At 57.0% G+C, this 11595-nt stretch carries 9 protein-coding genes and 3 pseudogenes; 4 read left to right on the plus strand and 8 right to left on the minus strand.

Annotated elements, in window-relative coordinates; genetic code table 11:
• Positions 1-128: 128 nt before the first annotated feature.
• Positions 129-891: pseudogene (locus K6M89_RS30315) on the minus strand (integrase core domain-containing protein); the annotation flags it as partial.
• A gap of 18 nt (positions 892-909) precedes the next feature.
• Here K6M89_RS30315 and K6M89_RS30320 point away from each other — a divergent pair.
• Positions 910-1866 carry an IS4 family transposase gene (locus tag K6M89_RS30320; RefSeq protein WP_018247125.1) on the plus strand — a complete coding sequence of 319 codons (957 nt, stop codon included), beginning with the start codon at positions 910-912 and terminating at the stop codon, positions 1864-1866.
• A pseudogene (locus K6M89_RS30325) lies at positions 1820-2031 on the plus strand (IS3 family transposase); the annotation flags it as partial. The gene K6M89_RS30320 and the pseudogene K6M89_RS30325, both read left to right, overlap by 47 nt.
• Before the next feature lie 450 nt (positions 2032-2481).
• Here K6M89_RS30325 and repC read toward each other — a convergent pair.
• From repC to repA, 3 genes are all read right to left on the minus strand, one after another.
• Positions 2482-3690, minus strand: a complete 1209-nt coding sequence (repC, locus tag K6M89_RS30330) for a plasmid replication protein RepC (protein WP_004672730.1) — start codon at positions 3688-3690, stop codon at positions 2482-2484.
• Between the two features lie 155 nt (positions 3691-3845).
• Positions 3846-4871, minus strand: coding sequence for a plasmid partitioning protein RepB (repB, locus tag K6M89_RS30335; protein WP_004672729.1), 1026 nt, complete (start codon positions 4869-4871; stop codon positions 3846-3848).
• Complete coding sequence (gene repA / locus K6M89_RS30340; RefSeq protein ID WP_004672726.1) at positions 4868-6082, minus strand: plasmid partitioning protein RepA; 1215 nt, start codon at positions 6080-6082, stop codon at positions 4868-4870. Before repA ends, repB begins: the two co-directional genes overlap by 4 nt.
• Before the next feature lie 434 nt (positions 6083-6516).
• On the opposite strand from repA, the pseudogene K6M89_RS30345 reads away from it, so the two are divergent.
• Positions 6517-7140: pseudogene (locus K6M89_RS30345) on the plus strand (acyl-homoserine-lactone synthase).
• A 411-nt stretch (positions 7141-7551) separates the two neighbouring features.
• Positions 7552-8586 carry a zinc-dependent alcohol dehydrogenase gene (locus K6M89_RS31575; protein WP_004672718.1) on the plus strand — a complete coding sequence of 345 codons (1035 nt, stop codon included), beginning with the start codon at positions 7552-7554 and terminating at the stop codon, positions 8584-8586.
• A 6-nt stretch (positions 8587-8592) separates the two neighbouring features.
• On the opposite strand, the gene prs is transcribed toward K6M89_RS31575, so the two are convergent.
• From prs to K6M89_RS30370, 4 genes are read right to left on the minus strand one after another with little or no spacing between them, the layout of a single operon-like run.
• Complete coding sequence (gene prs, locus K6M89_RS30355; protein WP_011053499.1) at positions 8593-9534, minus strand: ribose-phosphate diphosphokinase; 942 nt, start codon at positions 9532-9534, stop codon at positions 8593-8595.
• A gap of 2 nt (positions 9535-9536) precedes the next feature.
• A complete protein-coding gene (locus tag K6M89_RS30360; protein WP_004672715.1) occupies positions 9537-10652 on the minus strand; it encodes a nucleotidyltransferase family protein in 1116 nt (371 codons plus the stop codon).
• 26 nt (positions 10653-10678) lie between these two features.
• On the minus strand, positions 10679-11008 hold the full coding sequence (locus K6M89_RS30365) for a hypothetical protein (protein WP_004672714.1): 330 nt from the start codon (positions 11006-11008) through the stop codon (positions 10679-10681).
• A 5-nt stretch (positions 11009-11013) separates the two neighbouring features.
• Positions 11014-11412 carry a hypothetical protein gene (locus K6M89_RS30370; protein WP_313142802.1) on the minus strand — a complete coding sequence of 133 codons (399 nt, stop codon included), beginning with the start codon at positions 11410-11412 and terminating at the stop codon, positions 11014-11016.
• Positions 11413-11595: the final 183 nt, after the last annotated feature.

An 11595-nucleotide genomic window follows, 5' to 3' on the forward strand; every position in this document is an offset into this window, starting at 1 on the left:
TCCCGGCGCAACGGCGTCAGTCGGGCATTCTTATGAATGTTCATTCGCGGCGATCCTTCCGACTCGAGGTGTGATAGCTCCAGTCTCCTAAATCCGCTTTGAATGGACAACCTCCCGAAAGCTCACATCTAGAGCCTGCGCGCTCCGAGTACGCCAAGTGGCGGAAACGCGAAGCTTTCATCTCGCGCAGCGTTGGAGCCGGTTGCGGCAATGGTATCTGCATCACGTGCCCGGGTCTGGTCCGAGCGATGAGTGCGGCCGGAAGTGGTTGTAATCGTCGGCCCAGCAATGGCGCTTCGGGCATAATCGCAGCCGAGGAACAGGCTTTGGTTGACCATCTCGTCCCGCATCCGGCCGTTGAAGCTCTCGACATTAGCGTTTTGCATCGGCTTCCCGGCGTGATGCCGTGCGACTCGACACTATGATCCTTCGACCTGGCAAGGATGGCATTCGAGGTGAATTCCGTGCCGTTGTCGGAGACGATCATCCCCGATTTGCCGCGCCGTTCGATGAGGACCGACAGTTCGCGAGCGACGCGACGACGCAAGATCGAGGTGCACGGGATCGCCGCCAGGCATTCGCGGGTCACGTCTTCGACGAAGTTGAGCACGCGAAACCGCCTTCCGCAAGCGAACTGGTCGTGAACGAGATTCAGCGAGCTTCGGGCATTGGCCTTCGCTTCGACCAGGATCGGGCCACGCGTGCCGACAGCGTGCCGCCCCGGCTTTTCTGCTTGCGAACGGAAAGTCCTTCTTCGCGATAGAGCCCGTAGATGCGGTCGACCCCAACGTCGCTCCCCCCCCCGCCGAAGCCGCCGGTCGCCGGTCGCCGGTCGCCGGTCGCCGGTCGCCGGTCGCCGAAACGCCATCGCTCATTGGCGAGGTCGCGCAATAGGGCGACTTCTTTATGATGTGGGCGCACCTGCCCGACCAACGCTTCGATCTTTTGTCGCGCGTCATGCATGACCATGCACTCATCGGCGGCTCTAAACTGCGTGATGTCGTAGAGACAGTTCGGTTCTGCGACACCCAAACGATCGAGCTGCGCGAGCGCGCCGACCGTCCGGCGCGGCAGGCAACGTTGTGCCTGCGCTTCGGCCAGGCGACGATCAGGCAACCGCAAAACCTGCGCGAAGAAGGGCTGCCCGACGGGGTTAGGCTCAGTTGGGTCGAGGTCGTCGAACCGGACGCACCCGACGGTGTCGAGCCCTTGCATTGGCTGCTCTTGACCACCCATGCGCTCTCCAGTGCGACTGACGCCTGGCAGATCGTCGCTTGGTACAAGCAGCGCTGGATGATCGAGCAGTTCTTCCGGGTGATGAAGACGCAGGGCTTCAAGATCGAGGACAGCCAATTGCAGTTAGCGCCGCGGCTGGAAAAGCTCGTCGCCATCGCCGCCAAGGCCGCGGCAATCGTCCTCCAACTCGTGCAGGACCGCAGTGGCGGCGATCCTCACCCGGCAAGCCTGGCAGTCAGTCCCCACGAGATCAACACGCTCGCCGCCCTCGAAAGCCGCTTCAAGGGCAAGACCAAGCTGCAATCCAATCCCCATCCCAAAGCTTCGCTCGCCTGGGCCGCTTGGATCATCGCCAAACTCGGCGGCTGGAACGGCTATGCCTCCTCCAAGCCGTCTGGACCCATCACCTTCTTCAACGGACTCAAATACTGTGCCGATGGCTGGGCCTTGCGAGATAGGTATATGCCTCAGTCGTTCGGTGGAGAAATGTTCCACTGGATCATTTGCTTTTGGTCACGAACAAAATCCAGCGACCAGCGGGCAGAGCCTTCGCGTTGGCCAGGATCGGTGCGCGCGTGCCTGCAAGTTCGCTTACGGAAGGGGGTTTCGCGTGCTCAACATCGTCGATGACGCGACGCGAGAATGCCTCGCGGCGATCCCCGGACACCTCGATCTCCGGTCGTCGCCTCGCTCGAAACTCGCAATGATCTCTCCGACAACGGCACCAAACTCACCTCGAATGCCATTCTTGCCTGGTCAAAAGACCATAGGGTCGAGTGGCTCATTGCGTCACCTCGCCCAAGATAGCGGTTGATGAATTCTCCCAGTGTTGTGGAAGTGCCGCCGCGAATCAGCCCCGTAGATTCCGGGGCTGCGGATGGCAGCAGGTACTTGTTCCTATTGCGTCCTATCCATGCGGCGCCATCGCCCACTCGCGATTAGCCGGCACAGCCGGCCGCCTTGCGATTTGCCGCGCCGGTGCCAATGAATTGATGAAAGGCGGCTGCCATTTCGTGCGAAGACTTCGCTCCTGGTCTTGTTCGTGCGCGACCTTGGGCGCGTTCGTATTGAGATCACGGTCTACTGTTCCCCTAAGAGGCGTCATTTGGCTCGGGAGCCAGACGGTAACCGGCACAATGCCTGCGACAAGCCGCCTTTGAAAGTTGGTGTTTTCCAAGGGGTTAGCTTGGTGGTCAGCTGACCACAACCGAAATCCTCAACGGCAGGAATAACGATCAGCCGCACTTACCCAGCCCTCAAACCGCCTTGCCCGTTGGCCTTCAACAACGCCATTATCATCGGGCCAAGCGAGAATTCACCGCGCTCACTTCGGCGCGTTAGATCCCGCAGATAGCCTCCAGGAGAGTTGATGAAGTTAGCCCTTTCCAGGATGCACGCAATTGCCACCGCAGCATTCTCCGGTCCTAGCGCCTCGCAGGCATCCTGGTAGGCGGAAGGGCTTACCCCCAGCATAGATCGAACCACCACAGCGGCAGACATCAGATCTCGCCAGCTCCCCACGCCGCGCGGTGCATAGTCGCTGATCATCGGGCACGCCTTGAGCACCAATCCCAAGGGGAACGCCCTTTGCGATTCATTCTTCGGCTGATGGCTCAAGCTCGCCTTTGCCCCCAGCTCCTTTTCGGAGCGTGGTTCAGATTCATTTACGGATTCGGGTTTTGAATTCTGTATGTGCTGCTCGATATGAGCAGCATTGGTGCTAATTTTTTCAGCATTCTCGAGGTTTTCCAAACGATTAAGCACTTCCTCACGGAGCATCTCCATTTCATTGAGAACGCTAGTGACCCCTTCAAGGGTCGGAACGCGCGGAATTCTGCTCGCGAGCGCAATGTAGATGTCCTCGGTCGTCTTCCAATCGCCGTCGGCGCCCTCGACCATTGCAGCAGTAATAAGTTTGCGAACATCCCGCCGGCAAATTGTAAGGCTCTCTTTGGCTTTCCTGAGCGAGGCTCTCTCGGCCGCCACTCTTTGCGCCAACATCGCCAACTCTTCCGATCGCGCCAGGAGGGGCGACAGGTCGAAGCCAAAAGCATTCTCGATCTGGCCATCGTCGCCCTTGCGGGCGAAGCGCTTGCCATTGGCGCTATCCTTACGGGCGATCAACCCCGACTCCACCAGAATGGCAATATGCCGCCGCAACGTTGCGCCCGCCATTGCATGCGCCCGAAGCGCCAGTTGGGCATTCGAGGGGAAGACAATCAATTGTGCATCCTGACGCAACTCATTGTCAGGATAAAAACTCAAAAGTGCGTCAAGAACAGCCAGACTGTTCGACTGGATCTTGAGCAGTTCCATCGCGGCGGAAGCGTCTCTCAACACTTTCCACTTATCGGCAGCTTTTCCATGCTTGATTTCCATTGCCGCCTGGCGCCGCACGAGCGCAAGCGTCATTGGCCGCCGCCCGAACGGCGTCGCTACATTCCCCGACTGCATTGTCTCTCACCTTTCAGCAGGCAAAGGAAATTCGCTCACCAAAACGGCGCCAAAGACTCTTGACGAGGATTCGAGGAAATGCGATTCTGTTCTTGCTACAGAGACAGAAGGGCTTCCACGACGGCGACGTTGAGGGAGCTCTTTTCTTTTGCGGGTTACACTCCCTGTTTCCGTTGATGCTTTGCGCGATGCTCCTGGTAAAGCGCCGGCAAATGCTCGAGTACGAAAGCCGCGAAATCCGGCGTGGCTTTCCTGTCAATGGTAATTTCTAGCTTGCTCTTGCTCTGCGTGACCTGCGCAAGCCTGTCGCCATCGGGGGTCGACAGGACGTCTGGCAACCCGCGCGCAGTCCGACGCGGTTTCAGATGGTCGATCACTGCCTTGAACCGTTCCGACGACGGCAGCGCCTGCACCTCCTCCGAGGCAGCATATTTCGCAGCGCCTGCCGGAGGCGATGCTTTCTCAACCAGCTCTGCCAATTGCTGCCAACTTGGGCGTCCAACGCCTGGAGCGGCGCCGATGGCATCGATCAATTCAGAGGGGAGGGCGTCAACAAGCAGGAGCATCTTCGACAAGTTGCTTTTATCGATTGACATAGCCGCGATGACGATTTCTCGTGGAAACTGCTTGTTTAGCTTGTGTGCGAAACGTGCCTTTTCGATGAAGGTGAGGTCTTCGCGCTCATTGTTTTCCTGACCCTGTGCGACAACCAACTGCTCGTCCGTCAAGTCTCGAACAACCGCCTTGACCGGCAGTCCTAGCTCCGAAACGGCGCGCAGCCGGCGATGTCCAAAGGCAACTTGGTAGTGCGCGGGTTTAACGGGATGAGGTCTCACAAGGATTGGGACCTGCTGTCCTTGCTCGCGGATGGATGCAAGAAGTCCTTCGATATCACCTTGCATGCGATCCTGAACGAAGGACGGCTCGATTGACGACGCGTTCAGTTCAACCACGGCCTGACCTTCGGCGAGACGCCGCTCGATCTCCTCGGCACGACCAAGACGATCATTTTGCTCGCGCAACGCGTTACCGATGTTTGCAGTCAGCTTCGTCGCTGGATCTCGTTCTTTTCTGGTCACGCCGAGAAGCGGCATGGAGCGAGTCTTTGCCGCTCTGTGTTCAGCAGCTGATGAGCTGTCGGGCGCGTCCGTGGTGACGTCAAGGAGGTGCTTCCGACTCATGTGGTTCTACCCCATGCTTTTTTGATTAGAGTTTCGATCTCGTCGTTGACGGCGTTCATCGCCTCTAAGGCCCGATCATAGGTCGAGCGCGTGAACTGTCCGCGCTCAACCTCAAAGAGGGTTTGATTCGTCAGGCCAGCGTCCGAAACGGCGGTCGTCTTGAGCATCGGAAAATTGAGGACATTTTCGCCAAAGATCGAACGCAGATAGCCCACCATCTGGTTCTGCGGGCCATCGCTCGGTTCAAAACGAGTGACGAGGTAGCGCATCCAATTGAACTTGAACTGGGCGCCTGCGTTCTCGATTTCCCGAAGGAGATTCGAGGTCATCGCCAGAAACTGGTTCATCGACATTACATCCAACATCTGGGGATGGACGGTGACGAGGATCGAGGTTGCGGCGGTCAGAGCTGAAAGCGTGAGATAGCCAAGTTGGGGAGGGCAATCGATAACGACGACATCGTAGTTGTCCGCGATGTCTTCGATGACCTGACTGATCCGACCGTAAAAAAGCGTGTCACCTTCCTTCCGGTTCATAAGCGCGCGCGGGGTATCGTGCTCAAACTCCATCAGTTCAAGATTGCCAGGAATTAGATGAAGATCCGGGATGTACGTTCCTCGGACAACCTGCTCGATTGGGACCTGCTCGTCATCATACCGGATGGCGCCATAGAGTGTTTCGTTCGGACCAACGTCAGTTTCTGGCTGACTGCCGAAGAGTGCGGAAAGGCTTGCTTGGGGATCAAGATCAATCGCGAGAACCCGGTAGCCACGCATTGCCAGGTACTGTGCCAGATGCGCGGCTGTCGTCGTCTTGCCCGAGCCGCCTTTGAAATTCATCACCGAGACGACTTGAAGCTGCTCCCCCGTGCGACGATGGGGCAGGTAGCGCCGGTTCCCGCGGCCAATCAGGTCCAGGTGCTTACGGATTGAATGAATATCTTCGATCGTGAACGTGCGTCGACCGCCAGGGCTCATACTAACGTGCAGTTCAGGCATTTCCGAAGCAGTTTGTCTAAGATAAGACTCACCGATGCCAAGCAATTTTGAGGCTTCTGACGGTGCAAAGGATCGAATGCCCTTTTCGGACGTCGGCGGGAAGACCTTGAGATGATGTGCTTGAAGTTGGCTGGAGAGAGCGTCAGCATGACGCTCCATCAATGCGGTCAACCCTTCGACGACCGGCGCTGGTTTTGCTGCGGTTTTCGCCATCTCAAAATCCATTTCCTGCAAGTGGCGGAACTTTTCGCGAAACCGCTAAAGTTCCGCCACTAGCTATTAGAGCCGATTCTGCATTTTGAGCAAGGGGTTTTAGGTTAACGAAAGGCTAACGTGGATAAACCCGGAACGTAGAGTAAATGGATTTTTCCGTTTATATCCTGCAGCTTAGCAAGACCGCGGTACCGATTGGTCATGGTGTGTTTTATTGTGAATCCTACAAATGTGCCCCGGCGATTTAGACGAAAAGCAGAAGACCTCGGCAAAGTCGGTGATCCCCTTGCCGCGACTCACTCGCACAAAACCGTAAGCATTCGACAACGGACGCCCGATTCCAATTCGTGCAGAGTTCCCGGCGCCTAACGGCGGCGGAGAAATTCATGCAGGTATTCGCGATCTCGACACCAAAAATTTACTACGAAGCGTAGCTGCTTCAGGACGATCATAGGCTACGTGCGAGGATCTTTTCCACTCGCACTTGGGATGTAGAAGTAGTCGACGAGTGCGAGGCAGATGGGGTTGACGCTCTCGCCCCGACTGCCATCCTGGATGTCACCGCGGCTGGACCACTTGCAGGATGTGCACGCGATTTGTCTGCGATGGGACCGACCATGCTGGTAGACGTATTTCCGTCTCTGCTCCCGAAGGGTCGCCTGAACGCCAATCCCCTGATGGTCTAGAGTTCTCGCTTTTGCGTCGACACCTCGAAGAGTGGAGGGGAGGGGAGGGGAGATGGTTCCGTTCACGAGGCAACGCTGACCTTGTTCGCCGGCATCGTAGAATGGTGCCTGGGAGGTGGTCTCAGCGAAGTCGTTGCGGTAACGGATATCAGGTTCGAGCGAACTCTTGCTAGCGTCGAATGGCCTCTCCCGCGCTTGGGGCAGCCAGAGAAGATCGTTGCCACCACCGCCATCGCAGGCACGCGTCCAGCAAACGCTGAGACCTTTCTGATGTTGCGGCCGCCCAACTACCGATCTAGTTGCCGTCATCCTTCTCGGTGCGACTCGGATTGTTGGTCTGTTCGGTTCGAACCGGTGCGCCACGAAGGATGAAGCTTTGGACGATGTGGCGATAGGCTCTTAGGAGGGTTCGCGCGGGCAGATGAGGGAAGGCGACATGGCATCTTCGCAGAGATGAGGATGGCATCGAAGAACGGGCTGGTAAACCGCGGCTCGTGTTTGAGGCTGGTGGCATTGACGCGGCCCAAGCGCTCCACTCTACCTTCAATAGTTTCGTCGCTCCTTGCGCAAGGGAACACTTCTGCCGCTTGAAACGTCCTTTGCCGTTTGCGCCGACGATATCTCCGAGAAGCTTGTCAAGACCCAGGACATAAGCAAGCCCGCCAGCAAGGCACGTGATTTCATCAGCTTTCTGACTGCCGCCTGTGGTTGTTGGCTAGATTCTGGATGCAAGTAAGTGTACATATTAGGATAGTCGGTGTGTCGGGGAGCGAGAGGTCTCGTATGGAGGTTCGTGGACTCGTAATTACTTGCCCCCGCAAGGTTGAAGAATGGACATTGTCGGTTCCACTCGCCGTATCGTCCGAAGTCGGTGTGCGGATAGAGTTGTGTGGACTCTGCACACCGGAGCAACGCGTTTATCGGGGCGCCAAGCCGACTTACCCCTATTGGGGCGGGCACGAGTTGTCAGGCACGATCGTGTCTCTGCCGGACGATGTACCGGATGGCCTGCGCGTAGGAGACCGCGTTGCGGTGCTTTTAATGCGCAGATGCGGCCAATGTCGTGCCTGCCGCCTCGGACTGGACAACCACTGTGCATATTTAAATCCTAAAGCGAGAGGAGGGGTGCCGCAGGGGCCGGGGGGATTGGCCAATTTTGTGGGCGTACCCGCCTATCAGGTTTTTTCCGTACCTTCCTTTTTGGCTCCCGAGCGTGCCGCGTTAGTTGAACCTGTCGCCTGCGTGGCACGCGGCATAAATAGGGCGCGTGCAAAGGCTGGAGACACTGTGGCCGTCATCGGCGGAGGCACGATGGGCCTTCTCCATTCGATACTTCTGACAACCAAAGGATGCGACGTTTACCTTTTCGATGACGACGTGGCAACGCATGGGCCTGTGATGTCGACCGGCGCCCATGCAACGGGGTCAGTTCATTCTCTGTCTGATCCGAAACTCGTCGAGAAATTAACGGATGGCTGGGGCTTCGACTGCATCTTTTGCACGCGCTTCGGTGTCAGAGGCATTCAGGGGGCCATAGCTGCGGCGTCACGCGGTGCCAGGATTGTACTCTACCAATCGATTCCGACGTCCGATTTGTTATCGGTAGGCCCTAACTTTCTGCATTACCGGGAAATTGAACTGATCGGCACCATAGCCCAAAGCGCGGACGACGTGAGAAATGCCATCCGAACCATCGTTGAACACGCCGCACGCTTCGACGTGCTGCAGGTCAATCTTTGGCCCTCGTCAAACGCCCAAGAGGCATTCGAGCAGGCGCTCGATCCACGTGTTAATCGCGTGATGCTAGATTTCAGGTAATGCTTCTCAGCGTGCCTGCAGCGCGCCTGCAATTTCGTTGCCGATCGAGACTACTTCGACACTGTCGGGGAAATTGTCGGTACGTCCGACGCTGTCGGTCACAACGATGCGGTCGATCTGAGACCGTCCCCAGTTTTCGTTCAGCGACGGCGTGAATATGGCATGGGCTGCGGCAAGGGTTATCTTGCGAGCGCCTGCCGCTTTGAGATGTGCGGCGGCTGAAAAAGCCGTCTGACCACTGTTGATTTCGTCGTCAATCAGGATGATCGTCCGGCCAGCAACGTCCCCCAGAATCTCGACGCTCTCCCGAAAGTCATCATCGTCTCTGCGGTGCTTGCGCATGACAGCGAATGGGCAGCCGAGCAGGGCCGCCAAGTGCTCAGCTCGCTTCGCTCCGCCGAAATCCGGTGAAACGACCATGTCGCCATCGACGGCCGCAGAACCGAGATGGCGAACTAGGGCGGGAGCGAACTGAAGATTGACGACAGGACAGGCAAATGCGGCGCACAGCTGAGGAACATGGAGTTCGAAAGTTATCAGCCGATCTATACCGAGAGTTTCGATAATCCCCGCAAGGATTCGCACCGGTACAGGTCCGCCGTCGAAGGCAGGGCGATCCGAACGCGAATATGGGAGGTAGGGAAGAACAGCGGTAATCGTGCGGGGACCCCGCGCCCGCACGGCACCAAGCGCTAGGAACAACTCGAAAAGACGATCATGAACGCTGTCAGGAAATGTTTGCACGACCACCACATTTCCGCCAAGCCCGCCGTCGCGCGGAGTGACAGCCATCTGGCCATTGCTGAACACCTGCGTGTTTAGGATCGTTATTCCTGACCGCGTGAGGGCCCGATGGACTGTTGACGCAAACTTTGCAGAGGTTTCGGTTGCTGCGATACGAAGGTCGTTCGCCGCAGGATCTGTACGATATGGTGACTCGGGCGCCATATTTACGCCAGCTCAAGATCGTTAACAGTGGGAATAGACAGCAGTTTGGGCAACACGTCGCCCCAATCATGTTGAAGTGGTACCTCGGTTTGATCAGGTCGAATGAGCTCTAGGAACTCGGACGGTATGTCTATCCCACAGATGCGCTTCATCTGCGTCAGGACGAAATATAACGCCGGCCTCATCTCGTATTTGTAACCTATCGCAGCGACCTCCGCCCAGCTAATATTCGCCATTTCTTTGTGTAGAACCGCATGAAGATCGCCGAACATCAATAGTCGAAGCGAATTATAAAGGAAGGCCTCGTGATAAAGCCTGGCCGAAAGGAACCAGACGGCGCCAGTCGCGGATTGGACCTGCAATATGCGGCCTAGACCGTTTGCAAGACGCACGCCTGACCATATGTCTTCGACATCGATGCCGACGGAGAGATTTACATGCATATCAATGAAGATGGGCATGTGCAGCTTCTTCGCGGAATCGATGTATCCCTTTACGTGGCGGTAGCGCAGCTGGCGTGGCACCGCGGGACCAGGGAACGGAGATTCAACGGATTCTATCCTTACAAACACCGGCAAGGAATAACTTTCGCGGAAGGTTTCGTCATCGAGTTCCTTTCGTTCCGGATGCCAGTTGCCATTTGAAGGGTCGAAAATACCGTGCCGGTAGCCGAGATCGAACATGAGCCGCTGCACGCGCTGCGCGTCAGCGGGCTTGACCATGATGTCGAGATCGGTCATCGGCCGTAGGAGTGGATCGGGATAGTGGAGAAGCGCGAGATCTGGTCCCTTCACCAGGAACCAGGCGATGCCGGCCCGATCCAGCGCATCCATGATTTCTGGCAGATTGCGAAATTCGAGTGCGGACCTGACCTTTGACATGACAGTCCAGCACTGAACGTAATGCGCCGCCTCAGTAGGCAATAGTGTCAACAAATCGAGGCGGCGCAAGTGATTCTCAAGCAGCGGCACCGTCCGATTATGCTCGGCGCGCCATACCACATAGGGCCAGTTGACAGGCTCCTTGCAGAGACGGACCAAACGCTCTTCATCCTCGGGTCGTAGGTAGGCCCGGCAGGTGATCAGCAAAATAGAGTCTTCTGGTGACAACCGAAGCATCGCGGAGACTCCTGCGGCTGCGTGATTTATTTCGAACTTTCCGGGCTGCCGAATTCGGCTAGTGTCTGCCTCAGGTCGGCGAACTGTTGTTCGAAGGAAGCGAAACTCTGGTCGACGTTTTGTCCAAGCAACTGTTCAAGGCTGAGCGTTTCTTCAGCGCGTTCCTCTTGTCCAGACATAAGCTTGTAAACCGAACTTACCGGCAGCAATCGCGACAAGAGTTCACCACCGCGGCCCGTCTGGGCGCTGTCCCGAATTTGCCGGATGCAACTTTCGGCAAGCAATCCGTCAATCACGATTACCAGCTTGCCATCCTCTTCGTCAACGGCGTAGCCAAACAGTCGGGAACTAGCCATTGCCGCTACCTCTGAACCTTCTTGAGGTCTTCCACTTCACTGCGTATCTGCAGCAATTGTGCCTGAGCCGAGAGAAGTTTGGCGAATGCGGCGGTAACCGCCTTTGCCGATTGTGTGTCGGAACCAGTCATCCTAACCGGTCCTCGCCCAATGCGGCGTCCTACAAGACCTGAATCGGCGGCGCGCGGCCAATTGGCTTTGCCAAATTTCTTCGAGGCGGTTATATCAACGTAGTAGTCTTGTAGTTCGCCGTTAGCAGCGAGTGAGCCGGATTTCGACCGTTGCGATCTGCGTGACACCTTTAGCGATTGCTCTAATTTTACAAGGCCAGCCGTCAATTGCTGAGCTTGGTCATCCAAACCCGCCTGCAGCCGGGCGAGTCCTTCCGCGAGACGAGAAATCACCTGGGCTTGCTGGGCGGCTGCTTTGTTGCCGGATCGTATCGCGTTGTTCGCAAGTGTTGACCTGCCACTGAACTTTCATCCGGCGACGATTAGAGCCTCGGCAGTTTTGGATACGCCAAATGGCGCGGTGTGAGCAACCGGCGGAAACGCGAAGCTTTCATCATGCGCAGCGTTGGAGCCGGT

The organism is Rhizobium croatiense (assembly GCF_019793465.1).
Classification (GTDB): Bacteria; Pseudomonadota; Alphaproteobacteria; order Rhizobiales; family Rhizobiaceae; genus Rhizobium; species Rhizobium croatiense.

Bases quoted from the DNA above. Each gene is read 5' to 3' on its own strand.
- K6M89_RS30320 (WP_018247125.1), top strand. From the start codon at position 910: ATGTGGGCGCACCTGCCCGACCAACGCTTCGATCTTTTGTCGCGCGTC.
- repC (WP_004672730.1), bottom strand. From the start codon at position 3,690: ATGCAGTCGGGGAATGTAGCGACGCCGTTCGGGCGGCGGCCAATGACG.
- repB (WP_004672729.1), bottom strand. From the start codon at position 4,871: ATGAGTCGGAAGCACCTCCTTGACGTCACCACGGACGCGCCCGACAGC.
- repA (WP_004672726.1), bottom strand. From the start codon at position 6,082: ATGGCGAAAACCGCAGCAAAACCAGCGCCGGTCGTCGAAGGGTTGACC.
- K6M89_RS31575 (WP_004672718.1), top strand. From the start codon at position 7,552: ATGGAGGTTCGTGGACTCGTAATTACTTGCCCCCGCAAGGTTGAAGAA.
- prs (WP_011053499.1), bottom strand. From the start codon at position 9,534: ATGGCGCCCGAGTCACCATATCGTACAGATCCTGCGGCGAACGACCTT.
- K6M89_RS30360 (WP_004672715.1), bottom strand. From the start codon at position 10,652: ATGCTTCGGTTGTCACCAGAAGACTCTATTTTGCTGATCACCTGCCGG.
- K6M89_RS30365 (WP_004672714.1), bottom strand. From the start codon at position 11,008: ATGGCTAGTTCCCGACTGTTTGGCTACGCCGTTGACGAAGAGGATGGC.